This is a genomic window from Helicobacter canis, assembly GCF_008693005.1.
Lineage (GTDB): Bacteria > Campylobacterota > Campylobacteria > Campylobacterales > Helicobacteraceae > Helicobacter_B > Helicobacter_B canis.
The window spans coordinates 21,843-37,717 of the sequence record NZ_VXKE01000016.1 but is presented as its reverse complement, the minus strand read 5'-3'; the positions used below and the strand labels follow the sequence as shown (position 1 = coordinate 37,717).

At 46.7% G+C, this 15,875-nt stretch carries 15 protein-coding genes; 7 read left to right on the top strand and 8 right to left on the bottom strand.

Annotation, left to right across the window (positions count from 1 at the left end):
• The first annotated feature begins 6 nt into the window (after positions 1-6).
• From panB to F4V45_RS05400, 3 genes are all read left to right on the top strand, one after another.
• Positions 7-819, top strand: a complete 813-nt coding sequence (gene panB, locus F4V45_RS05410) for a 3-methyl-2-oxobutanoate hydroxymethyltransferase (RefSeq protein WP_150337470.1) — start codon at positions 7-9, stop codon at positions 817-819.
• Between the two features lie 33 nt (positions 820-852).
• Complete coding sequence (gene ruvB, locus F4V45_RS05405) at positions 853-1,887, top strand: Holliday junction branch migration DNA helicase RuvB (protein WP_150337403.1); 1,035 nt, start codon at positions 853-855, stop codon at positions 1,885-1,887.
• Positions 1,888-2,030: 143 nt separating this feature from the next.
• Positions 2,031-3,893, top strand: a complete 1,863-nt coding sequence (locus tag F4V45_RS05400; protein ID WP_150337402.1) for a flavin monoamine oxidase family protein — start codon at positions 2,031-2,033, stop codon at positions 3,891-3,893.
• 7 nt (positions 3,894-3,900) lie between these two features.
• Here F4V45_RS05400 and F4V45_RS05395 read toward each other — a convergent pair whose 3' ends face one another.
• The 7 genes from F4V45_RS05395 to F4V45_RS05370 are packed head-to-tail and all read right to left on the bottom strand — an operon-like array spanning position 3,901 to position 10,557.
• On the bottom strand, positions 3,901-5,910 hold the full coding sequence (locus F4V45_RS05395) for a tetratricopeptide repeat protein (protein ID WP_150337401.1): 2,010 nt from the start codon (positions 5,908-5,910) through the stop codon (positions 3,901-3,903).
• Positions 5,911-5,918: 8 nt separating this feature from the next.
• Positions 5,919-6,068 (bottom strand): hypothetical protein, encoded by a 150-nt coding sequence (locus tag F4V45_RS09465; RefSeq protein WP_023929999.1) that lies wholly within the window; start codon positions 6,066-6,068, stop codon positions 5,919-5,921.
• Positions 6,069-6,082: 14 nt separating this feature from the next.
• Positions 6,083-6,667, bottom strand: a complete 585-nt coding sequence (gene recR, locus F4V45_RS05390) for a recombination mediator RecR (protein ID WP_023929998.1) — start codon at positions 6,665-6,667, stop codon at positions 6,083-6,085.
• Positions 6,668-6,706: 39 nt separating this feature from the next.
• Positions 6,707-7,228, bottom strand: coding sequence for an inorganic diphosphatase (gene ppa / locus F4V45_RS05385; RefSeq protein ID WP_023929997.1), 522 nt, complete (start codon positions 7,226-7,228; stop codon positions 6,707-6,709).
• Between the two features lie 3 nt (positions 7,229-7,231).
• Positions 7,232-7,810, bottom strand: coding sequence for an adenylate kinase (locus F4V45_RS05380; RefSeq protein WP_150337400.1), 579 nt, complete (start codon positions 7,808-7,810; stop codon positions 7,232-7,234).
• A gap of 17 nt (positions 7,811-7,827) precedes the next feature.
• Positions 7,828-9,567: an aspartate--tRNA ligase gene (aspS, locus tag F4V45_RS05375; protein WP_170235190.1), complete on the bottom strand. Its 1,740-nt coding sequence runs from the start codon at positions 9,565-9,567 to the stop codon at positions 7,828-7,830.
• A 21-nt stretch (positions 9,568-9,588) separates the two neighbouring features.
• Positions 9,589-10,557 (bottom strand): chemotaxis protein, encoded by a 969-nt coding sequence (locus tag F4V45_RS05370; RefSeq protein WP_150337398.1) that lies wholly within the window; start codon positions 10,555-10,557, stop codon positions 9,589-9,591.
• Between the two features lie 117 nt (positions 10,558-10,674).
• Here F4V45_RS05370 and ligA point away from each other — a divergent pair, with 117 nt between their 5' ends.
• Positions 10,675-12,654, top strand: coding sequence for an NAD-dependent DNA ligase LigA (gene ligA, locus F4V45_RS05365; RefSeq protein WP_150337397.1), 1,980 nt, complete (start codon positions 10,675-10,677; stop codon positions 12,652-12,654).
• Between the two features lie 3 nt (positions 12,655-12,657).
• Here the strand turns inward: ligA and nhaA are convergent, their stop codons facing one another.
• A complete protein-coding gene (gene nhaA, locus F4V45_RS05360) occupies positions 12,658-14,094 on the bottom strand; it encodes a Na+/H+ antiporter NhaA (RefSeq protein ID WP_150337396.1) in 1,437 nt (478 codons plus the stop codon).
• 280 nt (positions 14,095-14,374) lie between these two features.
• On the opposite strand from nhaA, the gene exbB reads away from it, so the two are divergent.
• From exbB to F4V45_RS05345, 3 genes are read left to right on the top strand one after another with little or no spacing between them, the layout of a single operon-like run.
• Entirely contained in the window at positions 14,375-14,812 is a 438-nt protein-coding gene (gene exbB / locus F4V45_RS05355) for a TonB-system energizer ExbB (protein ID WP_023929989.1), read from the top strand.
• On the top strand, positions 14,802-15,182 hold the full coding sequence (gene exbD / locus F4V45_RS05350; RefSeq protein WP_023929988.1) for a TonB system transport protein ExbD: 381 nt from the start codon (positions 14,802-14,804) through the stop codon (positions 15,180-15,182). The genes exbB and exbD overlap by 11 nt, the downstream gene beginning before the upstream one ends.
• A complete protein-coding gene (locus tag F4V45_RS05345) occupies positions 15,154-15,855 on the top strand; it encodes an energy transducer TonB (RefSeq protein ID WP_150337395.1) in 702 nt (233 codons plus the stop codon). The genes exbD and F4V45_RS05345 overlap by 29 nt, the downstream gene beginning before the upstream one ends.
• Positions 15,856-15,875: the final 20 nt, after the last annotated feature.

Here is a 15,875-nt window from a genome sequence, read left to right as displayed (position 1 = left end):
AGCACTATGCCAAATAGCACAGAAGGTAGCACAAAAAAGCTCACCCTAAAAGCCCTACGAGATAAGAAAGGTAGAGAGAAAATCACTGCTATAACTGCCTATGACGCGCTCTTTGCTGGGATATTTGATGGCGAAGTTGATGTGATTTTAATAGGTGATAGCCTAAATATGAGCTTTGGCGGGCACAAAGACACCACAAGCCTAAGCCTAGAGCATATCATCTACCACACTCAAGCAGTCTGTCGCAAGGCTAAAAGCTCATTTCTCATAGCAGATATGCCCTTTGGCACTTATAGCACGCGTGATAGCGCGCTAAAAAACGCCACCAAGCTCATCAAAGCCACACAAGTTGATGCCTTAAAGCTAGAGCTTACAAGCAAGAAGCTCCACATTGTAGAAGCCTTGATTGATGAAGGCATAGCGGTAATGCCCCACATTGGACTTATGCCCCAATATATCAAGGCAGAAGGCGGCTATAAGATTAAAGGCAGAGATGAGACACAGAGCAAGGAGCTACTAGAATCTGCTTTAGCATTTGAGCAAGCAGGGGCATTTGGCTTGCTGCTTGAGGGCATTATCGCGCCTTGTGCTACTGCCATTACACAAAAGCTGCAAATCCCCACCATAGGCATAGGCTCTGGGGCTGGGTGTGATGGGCAGATTCTAGTGTGGAGTGATATGCTAGGGCTCTTTGATGACCTAAATCCAAAATTTGTGCGCACTTACTTACAAGGTGCTAGTATCATTAAGCAGGCGGTGCGTGATTATGCTAGCGATGTCCGCAGTCAATCTTTCCCCAATGAGCAAGAAAGCTACTAGAGAAGCGTTAGGAGTGTAAGGAGTTAGAGCATTATGGAAAAAATCTCGCTAGATTTTACACAAGATGAGAGAGATACGCGCGTAGTGGGTGTGGAGAAAATCAGCTTTGAAGAGCGCAGCGAAATATCACTAAGACCAAGTATCTGGGGGGATTATATCGGGCAAGAACAGGTGAAAAAAAACCTAGAAATAGCCATTTTAGGCGCGAAAAAGCGCGGAGAATGCCTAATGCACACGCTACTCTTTGGTCCCCCCGGACTTGGCAAAACAACCCTAAGCCACATCATCGCCAATGAAATGAGCGCACCCATCAAAGTTTCTGCTGCGCCGATGATTGAGCGAGCAGGCGATCTAGCTGCACTACTTACCAATCTACAAGAAGGTGAAATTTTGTTCATCGATGAGATCCACCGCCTAAGCCCTGCTATAGAAGAAATGCTCTACCCCGCTATGGAGGACTTTCGGCTTGATATTATCACAGGCTCTGGACCAGCAGCACAAACGATCAAAATCGATCTGCCACGCTTTATGCTCATTGGCGCGACAACTAGGGCGGGTATGCTCTCTCACCCCTTGCGGGATCGCTTTGGTATGGACTTTCGCTTGCAGTTTTACACCACCAACGAGCTAGCCCAAATCATAAAAAAAGCAGCAAAAAAGCTTGATAAAGGCATAGAAGATTCTGCTAGCGTGGAGATCGCTAGCCGCTCGCGAGGCACTCCTAGGATCGCGCTGCGACTATTGCGCAGGATACGCGATTTTGCCGATGTGGAAGATGAGGAGACAATTAGCCTAAGCACGACAAAGCAAGCCTTGCAAGAGCTAGGAGTCAATGAGCTTGGCTTTGACGCGCTAGATTTGCGCTATTTAGATGCTATCGCGCAGGCTAAAAAGCCCATAGGGCTAAACACGATCGCTGCTATCATTAGCGAAGATGAAGACACGATCCAAGATGTGATTGAGCCATATTTACTTGCGCAAGGATTTTTAGAGCGATCAGCTAGGGGAAGAGTAGCCACGACAAAGACTTATGAGCTTTTACGCCTGCAAAGCCCAAGACTGCTGTAATGCTATTATAGATACATTTACTGCACTTAGTTAGAATCCACGCTTTGTGTTATTAAACCTCTTTTAACTTGTTTTAACTTGGGGTGATACCGCTTTGTCTATCTCTTACAAGCCAACAACTAGAATCTAAATTAAGGAGAACTATGACTCGTAGAGATTTTATCAATGGTATGGCAGTAGCTGTGGTCGCTGGAATGACACCTTTAGAGATTCTAGCCAAAAGCTCTTCATCAAGCTATCCGCCACTTTGGCAAAACCTTGTCGGCAGCGATGATGATAGCTACTTCTTCGCCCACGCCTTGCGCGATGGCGAGCAATATGACTTTACCAAAATCCCTATACAAGAGCATTATGATGTCGTTATTATCGGGGCTGGGATCAGTGGGCTTAGTGCAGCCTGCTTATTGCACGATAAGCACAAAGGCACAAAAAGCTTGATACTAGATAATCACAAAGACTTTGGCGGACACGCTAGGCGCAATGAGTTTGCCACGCCTTATGGCAAGATTCTCACCTATGGCGGTAGCGAGTCGCTACAATCTCCAAAGACCCTATATAGCAAACAAGTTGTGCGATTTTTGCACTCACTCAATGTCGATATAGATGCTCTTGCCAAATGCTTTGACCAAGACTTCTACCCAGATTTAGGACTAAGTAGGGGTGTGTTTTTTAACAAAAAGAACTTTGGCGTGAGCAAGCTTGTAAGCGGCGATCCGCGTGTGATTATCGATGATAGCATTAGGCAAGAGCGCAATAATGCTAGAAGCTTTGCGGAGTTTATCGGGGATTTCCCTATGCCTAAGGCTGATAGAAAAGCACTTTTAGAGCTTTTTACTAAGCCTAAAGACTATCTACAAGGCTTAAGCAAGAAGCAAAAGCGCGAATATTTAGAGCGCACAAGCTATAAGCAATTCTTGCAAGATAAAGTCAAGCTATCTCCGCTTGCGTTAAGCTTCTTTGAGGGTGTGAGCGATGACTTTATGGCTTTGGGGATTGATATGATTTCTTGCGAGCTAGCGCAGGAGTGTGCGCTGCCCGGATTTGAAGCCATAGTGCCTGCTAATGATATCTTTGAAGAGCCCTATATCCACCACTTCCCAGATGGTAATGCCTCTATCGCACGCCTAATGGTAAAACGACTTATCCCCCATATCGCTGCTTGTGGCAATACGCCAGAAGAAGTGCTGCTAGCGCGTTTTGATTATAGTAAGCTTGATTTGCCAAAAAATATGAGTAGAATCCGCTTGCAAAGCACCGTACTTGATGTGCGCAATGTCGCAGGGGGCGTGGAGATCGTCTATGGCTGCAAGCGCACCAACAAACTCTATAAAGTCTTTGCCAAAAAGGTCATTATGGCAAACTATAATGCAATGATCCCCTACATTGTCAAAGAGCTACAAGAAGAGCAAAAAAGCGCGCTCTCACAATGTGTCAAAACCTCTCTTATCTACACCAAAGTCCTACTCTCTCAATGGGAGTGCTTCACAAGGCTTGGCATACACGATATTTACGCGCCAAAATCTTTCTATGTCAATACCAAGCTAGACTTCCCTGTGGATATGGGGGCATATAAGCACCCGCGAGATCCTAAGAAGCCTATATGCTTGCATTTAATTGGCTCGCCCCTATGGCTTAATCCCAAAGAGATTGATACAACACAACTCACCGCAAGAGATCTCTCACGCCTGACACGCCACGCGCTGCTAGAGACGCCATTTTCCACACTAGAGCAAATGACCCTTTCGCACTTACAAGAAATCTTTGGGCAAGCGGGGTTTAGTAAGCGCGATGTGCTGGGCATTACGCTTAATCGCTGGGGGCACTGCTATGCTTATAACTACAACTCGCTCTTTGATACTCCAAAGCAAAGTAAAAGCACCATAAAAACCGCGCGCAAAGTCTGTGGCAACATCGCCATAGCCAACTCTGATGCCAACTGGGACGCATTCTTACACACAGCAATAGAGCAGGCAATGCGCGCACTAAGCGATCTTAAGCTAAGCTAGATTCTAGCTAGAATCCAACCCCTAGTGTAACAAACACTGCGTGCGCACCTGATCGAGCCTTGCTAGAATCTAGCACCAAAGTGCTTGAATGCCTATTGTCATAAATAGCCCCAGTATTATAGGCATACGATTGATACATATACTGCACGCCCACACGCATAAACGCAAGCTCACACCCCACGCCCACACCTACGCCAAGCACATTTTGTAGCGGCACGCTTACATTGCGAGAAATACGCGAGAAGTTTGCCATATAATCTACCACACCATAAAGCCGCCAGATTTTATACTGCACGCCCGCTTGTATCCCAGAGCCAAAGAGCAGCGCAGACACCTTGCCATCTTCATCATCTTGCTCCCTAGCAAACTCTTCTGCATCAAAAAGCCCCTGCCAAGCAAGCTCTATAAATGGCATAGCATAGAAAGATAACGGCTGCTTTGCTGTGCTAATCTCCACGCCAAACCTCCCCATACCCATAAATCCCATCGCACTATCATCAGTGATCTTATGCATACCCCTAATCTTAGGAAAGTTCATAGAGTGCGCCCCGAGTGCTAGCTCACCGACAATCCTTACTCTCTTAGGCTCTCTTGGTGCAAGGATTGATGAGCTAGATTCTAGCTTTTTGCCCGCTTGGCTTGCTTGTGGCTTCTTTTTAGCCTTGCGCACTATGGTAGAATCCAGCTCGCCATCTTCATCAATGATCGCATCAACCGCGCTAGATACTGCCACAGCAGCAGGCACGCTCTCATTAGCAAAGCTTAGGCATACACTTTCATTTTGACATTTGCTAGGGGCTAGATCATAGAGCTTTTTGCAAGCACTCTCTTCATAAAAGAGATGATTGCAGCTTGTAGCGTAGTATTCTTGTGCGCGAGCTTTGTCGCTTGCTAGCAGAGTATCGCCAAGTGCTTCACACGCTTTGGTGAAGTCATTTTGCACGCCGACTTCACAAGAGTGCGTAAGCAGCTTTTCCCTAGCTCTAGGCTCTTTGGCTTGAAGACTTAGGAAGTAAGCTCCCTGTGCAGAGCCTAGCGCGAAAGCCTTTTGCAAAAGGCTAGAGTCCTGCTCACTCTGCCCCAAGTATGCGCACGCGCGGGCGTTGTTGTGATTACAAAGCTTTTGCATACTTGATTTATCAAAGCCAGATTCTCCTAGTAAGAGCACCGCACCATCGCCGTATTGATTAAGCTGGGAGGATTGTTTATAGAGAGCTTTTGCTTTGGCTGCGTTTTTTTGCAAATTTGCCAAGCCTAGCGCATATACTTCCCCAAGATAGGCGCACGAGAGCGCGTCATTAAGCTTGCAGCCTTGCGTGTATAAATCTAGCTTCTTACGCGCAGCTTCTTCTAGCCCAGCCATTTTAGTGCAAGCTAGTCCGTAGCCGTTTTCACACGCGTGCGCATAATACCACTGCGCGCTTTTCTTAGACTCTTTAAGCGCGATTTCACCTGCTTGCACACAGCCTTCCAGCGTCCCCATAAGGCAGGCTTTTTTGTAGTATTTAAGGGCTAGCTTGTCGTTTTTAGCTAGCTCAAGCTCACCTTTATAATACTTATCGCCTAAGCTCACGCAGTAGTAGCCCTCAAGCGTAGAATCCTCACAAAGTCTCTCAAGATTCTCTAGCTCTTTGAACTCTGGTGCTGGAGCTTCATCGACAAGCTTTTTGCTAGGGTCGTATTGGATCTTTACATATACATACTTTTTATCCTCATAGCGCGCTAGAATCTTATAGCCGATATTATGCGCACCCGCATAGATTCTAACCCGCTCGCTCGCCACACTCTGCCCGCTTGTATCAGTGCTTTGCTCATACTCTGCTTGCACGCTTGTATTAAGCGATAATCGCAGCTCTTTAAGCGCGCGCGCTATCGCACTTGTCTGCCCCTCTTGCTTGCTAGCTTGCCCTATGGCGCAATGCTGCTCTGCGCATATTTTAGATTCTACCCACTCAGGAGCTGGCTTTGCCTGCATAGTGCCAAGCAAAGCCAATGCGCCAAGCCACACCCATCTCATACAATCTCCTAGATTCTAGGCTTGTTGCCCATATTTCTTAAGAGCAAAAAGATGACAAAAGCACTCACGCTAACCACAGCGATCGTGCTAAATGCCTCAAAATATCCAAATGGAGCACTAAGGTCAAACACACGCATTCCAAAAATCTCAAACCCCATATTCCACCTTTATGTTAGAGCTTCACGCGCGCACTTAGGGCGCGAGAGAGTGAAAGCTGATCGATATTCTCAAGCCCTATCCCAGTAGGCACACCTTGAGCGATCTTGCTAAAATGCAGTGGCAAGTCCTGCAGCCTATCTTCGATAAATAGCATTACTGCATCATTAGCAAGACTTGGAGAAAAGGCAAATATCATCTCCCTAATTCTCCTGCTTATAATGCGCGTGCGCACTTGAGCGAAGTCAATTTGCTCTAGCTCAGGAGATAGCACCCAATATTTGCCATCAAAATCACCCATTTCTTCAATAGTGAAAATATCCTTAGGGTGGAGCACAACACAAAGCTTTGTGTCATCTCTGCTATCATCAAGGCAGATTTCACAAAGCTCATTTTCACTCACAGCCCCACACACCGAGCAAGTGCTAATGTGCTGGATAGAGGTTTCTATGCAGTGGGCAAGCTTTAGGGCTAGGTATTTGTTCTCTATGGCAAGGAGATAGGCGATCTTCTGCGCACTTTTACGCCCGATGGTTGGGATCTGCTCCAAAGACTCTACAAGCGCGCTAAAGCGCGATAGAGACTTTTTGTAGAGATTCATTAGCTCGCCCTAAACTGCTTCAAGGTTGCTTATGCCAAGCTATTTGGCGAAGTTTTCTATGGATTTTTGTAGAATCGCCACTGCTTGAGCGACATCGCCATAGTCTTTGACTTTGACCCATTTATTTGGCTCGAGCATTTTGTAGGTTTCAAAGAAGTTCTTAATCCTATCAAGTGTGATTTTTGGCAAGTCATTTAGCGATTTGATCCCATCATAGCGCGGGTCAATTTTGCTAATAGGCACGGCGATTAGCTTCTCGTCCATTCCGCTCTCATCTTCCATAATAAGCACGCCAATTAAGCGCACTTTAATCACACTCCCAGCCTGCAAGGGGTATTCATTGATCACAAGAATATCCACAGGATCATCATCATCTGCTAGCGTGTGGGGGATAAAGCCATAATTTGCCGGATAAAACATCGCGCTATACATCACTCTATCAACCACCACCGCGCCAGAATCTTTATCCACTTCATACTTCACACTTGAGCCATAAGGGATCTCGATAATGGCATTGATCTTATCGGGGACTTCTCCTATAGAGATTTTTTCTATATTCATCTTCTATCCTTTCACTTGAGATAATACACAGGCATTCATTTCTTCTACAATCTCTTCTATCGTGCGCTCGCCATTGATCGTATGCAGCAAGCCCTTATCTCCATAAAATGCGCGTATCTCCGCAAGTGGCTCTAAGAATACTCGCATACGATTATTAAATACTTCTACATCATCATCTGCACCCCTTGCGCGCCCTAGCACGCGATCTTTGGCTACTTGCTCACTCACTGATACTTCAATGACCTTCACAAGCTCTACTTCTGTCTGCTCTGCAAGCTTAGTGTGCAGAGCTTGCATTTGCTCTATGCTTCTAGGGTAGCCATCAATTAGCACAATATCTCTTGGTGCATTAGCAAGCGCACCTATGATTGTTTGGACGACAATATCCAGTGGGACTAGCTCGCCCTTAGCAATAATACTGCCAATAAGCTTGCCGCGCTCAGACCCACTTGCCACCTCTTCGCGCAATAAATCTCCTGTGGAGTAATGCACAACTTTATCTGCATTGCGCTTAGCTATGGCTTGCGCATCTGTGGTCTTGCCAGAGCCGGGAGCTCCAATGATGAGAAACAACTGCTTCATAAACACTCCTTAATAGATTATGATTGCTTGCGCAAGCGGATATGCAGCTCGCGCAATAGCTCTTCGCCAACTGCACTTGGTGCTTCTGTAAGCGGGCAGGCAGCTCTCTGCGTCTTGGGGAAGGCAATCACATCGCGGATACTTCCCGCCCCGCTAATAAGCATAGCGAGTCGATCAAGCCCTATGGCAAAGCCCCCGTGCGGCGGCGCACCATAGCTTAGCGCATCAAGCAAGAATCCAAACTTCTCCCTTGCTTCCTGCTCGCTAATCCCAAGTAGCTCAAAGACTTGCTTTTGGATAGAATCTTTATGGATTCTCATACTCCCACCACCTAGCTCTACGCCATTTAGCACCACATCATAAGCGATGGATTCTATGCTTTCAATGTCATCTTGCTCTAAGTTTTTAGGCATTGTAAAAGGGTGGTGCAATGCTGCGACAGAGCCATCGCTACTTTGCTCAAACATAGGAAAATCCACCACCCATAAAAACGCCATTTTGTCCTTATCGATTAGCCCCAAATCTTTAGCGATTTTCTGGCGCAAGCGTCCCATATAGTCCCATATCACACGCTTATCCCCCGCACCAAAAAAGACTATATCCCCCTGCTGCGCACCTGTGCGCTCTAGAATTGTTTGAAGCCCGCTTGGTGAGAGAAACTTCACAAGCGGACCCTTTGGCTCATCTTTAAGCTGGATATAGGCTAGCCCCTTTGCCCCAAAGCCTCGCACAAACTCTTCTGCTTCACTTAAACTCTTGCGGCTAAAGAGACTATCCCCGCCCTTTATGCACAGAGCCTTTATGCGCTGCTTTTGTGTATCTTTAGCAATTTGAGCAAAAATTTCATTACTAGAATCTAAAAACGCATCTCCCACTTCTACAAGCTCCAAGCCATAGCGCAAGTCTGGCTTGTCGCTCCCGTATTTCTCCATAGCTTGCGCATAGGGCAGGCGCGCAAATGGTGTAGCAATCTGCACGCCCACTGCGGCAAACACATCTTGCAAAAGCACTTCGCAAGTATGCATTACATCTTCTTGTGTGCAAAAGCTCATTTCTACATCAATTTGTGTAAATTCTGGCTGCCTATCTGCGCGCAAATCTTCATCACGGAAGCAGCGCGCGATCTGGAAATATCGATCAAACCCACTGACCATCAACAGCTGCTTAAAAAGCTGGGGGCTTTGAGGCAGGGCAAAAAAGCTGCCATTATGCACGCGACTAGGGACTAGATAGTCTCTAGCTCCCTCTGGGGTCTGCTTTGTCAAAATAGGTGTCTCCACTTCTAAAAACCCCATTTTCTGCAAGCTATTTCTAGCTGCCATACTAATATCACTACGCATTTTAAAAATATCATAAGACTTTTTCGCGCGCAAAGTTAGGTAGCGATACTTTAAGCGCAGCTCTTCGCTCGTATTTTCATCGTTTATGGGGATTGGCAGAGTCTTTGCTTTGTTTTCTATAGTGAGATTCTCTAGCACGATCTCTACTTTGCCACTCTTTAGCTTTGGATTCTCAAGTCCTGCCCCACGCGCGCGCACCAGCCCAGAAGCGAGCAGCACAAACTCATCGCGCACAAGATTTGCCTGCTTGTATGCGCTAGATTCTGGGTCGCACACAAGCTGCACGATCCCGCTATGATCGCGCAAGTCGATAAAAACCACGCCCCCGTGATCTCGGTAGGTATTACACCAGCCGCACACTTCCACACGCTGCCCTATGAGCTCTTCACCAATCTCCGCACACAAATGTGTCCGCAACATTACCTATACTCCTAAAATCTAGCTTAAAAATTTTCGCAGTAGATCTTGCACTTGCAAGGGATCTGACTTTGAGATAAAGCCGTCTGCGTGCAGGCTTGAAGCCATTTCAAGGTTAGAGTCATTGCTCATAGAAGAATTGACAATCACAGGAAGATTCCTAGACTCTGCTCGCCCTTTAATCTGCTTGAGCACTTCAAAGCCAGAGAGCACGGGCATTTCAAGGTCGGTGATCACAGCTCCCACTTGCTCAAGTATCCCATCAGAGTAGAGATAATCTAGCAGTGCCCGCCCATTGCTAAAAGAGACATAGCGGACATTAAGCTTCTCTAAAATCATCTCTAATGCCTTAGAAGCTGATTTAGAATCCTCTGCCATAAGCACAAGCTTATCGCTATCAATAGTGCCTAGCACATCGATCTTAAGCTTTCTGCCAAACTCCTCATCAGGGAATGCATCGGCTACCATTCTCTCTACATCAAGGATTTGGATCACAGAGCCATCATCGTATTTAGTCGTGGCAGTTACCTTACTATCCCCATCAAAGCCAAACTCACTGCCTACAATGATGTCATTCCAGTTTTTGTTGATAATGCGCTTAACACCTAGAATCTTTAGCCCGACATCTTGGTTTGAAAAGTTGCATATCACCACAAGGCTCTTTTGCGAGTCGATAGAAAATGGGCGGAGGTCTTTTTTGGGATTTTGAGAGTTGTAGTAGAGCCATCGGCGCATATCAATAAGGGGCATAGACTCTCCACGCACGGTCAAAAATCCCAGCACAAGCCCGTCATTCTCCCCAGCTGTCTCTGTCAAGTCTCCATCATAGTAGATAATCTCACGCACCTTAAAGACATTGATTGCATAAAGCTGCATACCAATGTGCTCTCCGTGCAGCTCCACGGAGTCTGGGTCATCAAGCGTGAAGCACAAAAACTGCGCCTCGTTGTTTAGGTGTAAGCTCGTGTTTCTATCAATGTCTTTTATCACGCTTATGCTCCTTGTGCTAGAGAGTGTATCTGGATAGGTTGCGCTAGTAATGGCTTAAACTTAAAAATGTATAATTTTACATAGCTTATGTTAAAAAACACTTATAAAAGGACAAAAATGCCAACAAGCAAGGAGCAATACCTTAGTGCGCTAAAAACTCTGCAAGACTACGCCTATGCCTACTATGTGCTTGATGATCCAATCGCTAGCGATGAAGAATACGACACACTCTACCACCAAATCAAAGCCTATGAAGCCAAAAACCCCCAAGACATACTGCCAGACTCCCCCACACAGCGCGTAGGTGGCACTATCCTTGAAAGTTTTGAAAAGCACGCACATAAGCAGAGAATGTGGAGTCTTGATGATGTCTTTAGCCTACAAGAGCTAGAAGAGTGGGTAGCGCGCATTGGCAAAAACTATCCAAATGCTAGCTTTGTATGCTCGCCTAAATTTGATGGCGCATCACTTAATCTCTGCTATGAAAACGGCGTGCTAGTCAGTGCTGCCACAAGGGGAGATGGGCTCATCGGCGAAGAAGTGCTGCAAAATGCCAAAACTCTCCCCTCAATCCCGCTTACAATCCCCCATAAAGCCACGATTGAGATCCGCGGTGAAGTGGTGATTAAAAAGGACGATTTCGCCGCGCTTAATGCCACGCGAGCAGAGCAAGGCTTGCCGCTCTTTGCCAATCCGCGCAATGCCGCAGCAGGCTCACTACGCCAGCTCGATAGCACAATCACCGCACAAAGAAAGCTGCTCTTTGTCCCTTGGGGGATAGGCACAAGTGAAATCGAGCTATCCCCTAGCTTTTATGCAATAATGCGCTTGATAGAATCCTTTGGATTCTACCCTATAATGCGCCATATCCGCCAAGCCCAGAGCGTGCAAGAAATCCACACCTACTATGAGCAGCTACAACAAGATCGCAACAACTTTGCAATGATGCTAGATGGTATGGTGGTCATACTAGATAGCCTTGCCTTGCAAAATGAGCTTGGCTGGACGATTAAATCCCCCCGCTTTGCTTGTGCGTATAAATTCCCTGCAGTTGAGAAGATCACGCAAATCCGCGCGATTACTAATCAAGTGGGGCGCACAGGGGTCATCACGCCCGTGGCAGAGCTAGAGCCCATAGAGATAGAAGGAGCAAGAGTCGCGCGCGCTAGCTTATATAACTACAGCGACATTGAGAAAAAAGGCATTTATCTCAACGACTTTGTCATCATTATCCGCAGTGGCGATGTGATCCCTAAAATCATTAAGCCGCTCACTGCTAGGCGCGATGGCAGCCAAACCCCCATACTCCCCCCCACAACTTGCCCCGTGTGTGGCTCAACGCTCGTGCAAGAAGAAGTAGTCTTGCGCTGCTGCAATCTCTCCTGCAAAGCACGCATACAAGAGTCTATCATCTACTTTGCGAGCAAAAAGGCATTAAACATCGATGGCTTAGGAGAAAAGCTAGTCTATCAGCTCTATAATGCCGGGCTTATCACTTCTATCCTTGATCTTTACTCACTCACTATGCAAAGCCTGCTTACACTAGAAGGCTTCAAAGAAAAAAAGGCGAGCAATCTCCTAAACGCCATTGCAGCGACTAAGCATATCGCGCTATGGCGGTTTATCAACGCGCTAGGCATTACGCATATTGGCGAGTGGGCGAGCAAGGAGCTAGATAGGAGCTTTGGGCTTGGCTGCTTTGCTAAAAGCTATGAAGAGATTATCGCCATTAGTGGCTTTGGGCAGGAGATGGCGCGCTCATTTGTGGATTTTGCGCGCATAAATGGCGAGTTTATAGACAAGCTTCTAGCACTCATAGAGCCTAAAGCACTAGAATCTAAGCAAGCTAGCAGCCAAGATTCTAAGCCCTTGGCAAATCTAAGCTTTGTCATCACAGGCACACTAAGTAGGGCGCGCGAAGAGATGAAGCAGTATTTAGAAGAGCTAGGCGCGCGCGTAAGCGGAAGCGTGAGTAAGAAAACAGACTTTTTGCTCTGCGGGGCGGATGCTGGAAGCAAGGCGCAAAAAGCCAAAGAGCTAGGCGTGCGTATCATCAATGAAGCAGAGCTAGCAGCCCTACTAGAATCTAAAAGCTAGATTCTAGCTCTTAGGCTTTGTGCTAAGCCAAAGCATAGCAATGCCAAGCAGCAATGCTAGTGATGAAGAGTAGAGGATAGCTAGCTTTGAGACCATTATCGCCTGCGCGCCTTGCTCCAAATCTGCATACGCGAGATTTGCGACAAAAATCGCCATCGTAAAGCCAATGCCAGCCAATGTCCCCACTGCAAACACCTGCATAAAGCCAAGATCTGCTGGCTTTGTAGCGATCCCTAGCTTCACCCCAATATATGCAAAAATAAAAATCCCAAGCGGCTTGCCCACCACAAGCCCAGCAATCGTGCCTAAAAAAATCGCATCAATATCAAAGCTTATCCCAGAATCCACCCTTACCCCCGCATTGATAAAAGCAAAGAGTGGCACGATACAATAGGAGCATAGTGGGTGCAAGACACTCTGCAAGCGTAGAAGCGGGTTTTGCGCTTGCAAGGAGTAGCGCGAAATAGAGTCTAGAATCTGCACGCGCTTGCTTTGCTGCTGCAAGTCAAACTGCTTCTTTGGGTTATCACCGCTAAAAAATCGCGCGAGATTTTCCCATAGACCCTTAAGGCTAAACTTCGCGCGCACGATATTTGTCTCAAAGAAATTCCCCCCGCTTTGCATCATTGTATGAATCCCTTCTAGCTCCTTTTTAAGATTAAGCAAGCAAGTGTCCGAGACATTAGATCGCCCCGGGATACAAAATGCCAAGATCACCGCAGCAATGGTAGAATGCACCCCACTATTAAACACCGCTATCCAAAGCAAAAGCCCAAGTAGCAGAAAGCTTGAGAGCTTGTAGGTGTCCTTGTGATTGATATACACAAGCAGGGCGACTATCGCCCCTGCTACAAGTAGCCAGCCAATATGTAGCGTGCTGGTATAAAATAGCACGATCACCAAAATCGCACCTAGATCATCAACCACCGCCAAAGTTACCAAAAACACCTTGCAGCTTAGTGGCACTCTCTTGCCCAGAAGCAAGATCGCCCCTAGTGCGAACGCCGTATCCGTGCTCATCGCCACGCCAAAGCCATTGGCACTTGGGGTGCCGTGGTTGAAGAAGAGATAGATAGCAATAGGCACGATAATGCCCCCAACTGCCGCAAGCATTGGGAAGATGATTTTCTTGAATCCAGCAAGCTCACCATAGAGAATCTCTCTCTTCATCTCAAGCCCCATCATTAGAAAAAACAAGCTCATCGCCACATCGTTGATAAAATGCTCCACACTCATACCCTGATGATAAGGACCAAGGAAGAGTCCAAGCTCTAGCTCTTTTAGCGCGAAATACAGCGGGGAGAAGTTGGAGTTTGCCACAAGCATAGCAAACACCACGCAGAAAAACAGCAGCACACCACTAAAAGACTCGTGGTGGATAAAGGCGATTAGGTCCTTTTTTAGGCGGTCTTTGTTGTAGTCTTTGAGTGTGGGCTTCATTGTAGTCCTTGGGTAGTGGTGTGCTAGAATCTAGCTAGATTCTAGCTTGGTATATGATGACTTGGGCTTGGTTTAGGCGTAGGGATTTGCGCGCGGATTATAGCTAAATCTTGCGCGTTTTGTGGGGGCTTGTTGATTTACAAGTGCTTTAATAATACTTTTATCAAACAAGCATTATTATCACACTAAAATAAAAATGATTCTTAGATTCTACACATAGTGAGAATTGAGCAGGATTTGGCTGGGCTAGATTCTGCTTGTTTAAGGATAGGGAGGCTATATGGACTTTTTGCGAGAGCATATTGATTTCATCGTGTTTTTGGTGCTTGGGGTGATGAGCTTCCTAGCACTATGGTTTAGCATTGAGCGGATTATCTTCTATGCGCGTGTTGATGTGCGTGTGTATGCGAGCCTTGATACACTTGAAGAATCGCTTAGCAAGAATCTAACCGCGCTGTATATCATCTACTCAAATGCCCCTTATGTCGGGCTGCTTGGGACGGTGTGCGGGATTATGATCACATTTTATGATATGGGTATGAGCGGGGGAATGGACGCTAAGACGATTATGGTGGGGCTCTCGCTTGCACTGAAAGCTACCGCGCTTGGGCTATGTGTGGCTATCCCTACGCTTATGGTCTATAATGTGCTTTTGCGCCGTTGTGATGTGCTAAGCAACCGCTACAAAGCTCTTAAAAAGCATAGTGATGAAGCCTAGGCGCGCAGAGGGGCTAAATATCGTCCCCTTTATTGATGTAATGCTTGTGTTGCTAGCCATTGTGCTAAGTGTCTCAACTTTCATCGCCCAAGGCAAAATCCCCATCAATCTCCCCCAAGCTGATAATGTGGAGAAAAAGAACGATGATAAGGTCGTGCAGATTCTCATAAGTGCAGATAATAGAATCTATATCGATGACAAAGAGCTAGATTCTAGCTCTTTGCGCGAGCAGCTTGAAGCACTTGATAGCGAAGCGATGGTTGAAGTCAAAAGCGACAAGGACGCGCGCTTTGAGAGCTTTGTGCAAATAATTAGTATCCTTAAAGACAAAGGACACGAGAATGTCTCTATCACTGCCCAAACACCTTAAAAGCCCCTCTGCCATTGGCTTTTGCGTATCGCTTGGACTGCATTTACTCGGCTTATCGTGGATTGTGGGGATATTTAGCGATGAAAAGATCGCGCAAGTGGGGAGCGCACCTATCACAATGAGCCTAGCAAGTATCAACACCAATGCCCCACAAAAGACCTACTCCAAGCCCACCAAGCCCAAGCAGGAGCAAAGCCAGCTCCATAAGCAAAAGCACAAAGCTAAGCACAAAATCCCCACCCAAGAAATCTTGCAAGATCAAGCTCAAGCAAAGCAGCTTCCACAAGATACCGCCAAGCCCACACCACAAGAGGGCGAAGAGACCAAAGAGAGCGCATCTAACCAAAACTCCCAAGGCTCTACACAAGAGCTGCTCGCACATAGCGAGGGGATAAGCGATGAGTTTTACACCAAGGTGCAAGCTGCCATAGCGCGCAAGCACGACTACCCCCAGCTCGCTAGAATCCGCGGTATGCAGGGCACGGTAGTCGTGGAGTTTTGCCTAAAGCCTGATGGGAGCATTGAGGGGATACGCGTGGTGCGCTCAAACGCAGGCGATATTCTCAACAAGCAAGCCATACAAACGATCAAAGCCGCGCACAAGTCTTTCCCTATCCCTAGTAAAATTGTCTTACTAAAGATTCCCATTAACTACGGCTTGACAGATAGCTAGAATCTACTTGAAGCAATTTG

Excerpts from the sequence above, each read along its gene's own strand:
- panB (WP_150337470.1), top strand. The coding sequence starts at position 7 with ATGCCAAATAGCACAGAAGGTAGCACAAAAAAGCTCACCCTAAAAGCC.
- ruvB (WP_150337403.1), top strand. The coding sequence starts at position 853 with ATGGAAAAAATCTCGCTAGATTTTACACAAGATGAGAGAGATACGCGC.
- F4V45_RS05400 (WP_150337402.1), top strand. The coding sequence starts at position 2,031 with ATGACTCGTAGAGATTTTATCAATGGTATGGCAGTAGCTGTGGTCGCT.
- F4V45_RS05395 (WP_150337401.1), bottom strand. The coding sequence starts at position 5,910 with ATGAGATGGGTGTGGCTTGGCGCATTGGCTTTGCTTGGCACTATGCAG.
- F4V45_RS09465 (WP_023929999.1), bottom strand. The coding sequence starts at position 6,068 with ATGGGGTTTGAGATTTTTGGAATGCGTGTGTTTGACCTTAGTGCTCCA.
- recR (WP_023929998.1), bottom strand. The coding sequence starts at position 6,667 with ATGAATCTCTACAAAAAGTCTCTATCGCGCTTTAGCGCGCTTGTAGAG.
- ppa (WP_023929997.1), bottom strand. The coding sequence starts at position 7,228 with ATGAATATAGAAAAAATCTCTATAGGAGAAGTCCCCGATAAGATCAAT.
- F4V45_RS05380 (WP_150337400.1), bottom strand. The coding sequence starts at position 7,810 with ATGAAGCAGTTGTTTCTCATCATTGGAGCTCCCGGCTCTGGCAAGACC.
- ligA (WP_150337397.1), top strand. The coding sequence starts at position 10,675 with ATGCCAACAAGCAAGGAGCAATACCTTAGTGCGCTAAAAACTCTGCAA.
- nhaA (WP_150337396.1), bottom strand. The coding sequence starts at position 14,094 with ATGAAGCCCACACTCAAAGACTACAACAAAGACCGCCTAAAAAAGGAC.
- exbB (WP_023929989.1), top strand. The coding sequence starts at position 14,375 with ATGGACTTTTTGCGAGAGCATATTGATTTCATCGTGTTTTTGGTGCTT.
- exbD (WP_023929988.1), top strand. The coding sequence starts at position 14,802 with ATGAAGCCTAGGCGCGCAGAGGGGCTAAATATCGTCCCCTTTATTGAT.
- F4V45_RS05345 (WP_150337395.1), top strand. The coding sequence starts at position 15,154 with ATGTCTCTATCACTGCCCAAACACCTTAAAAGCCCCTCTGCCATTGGC.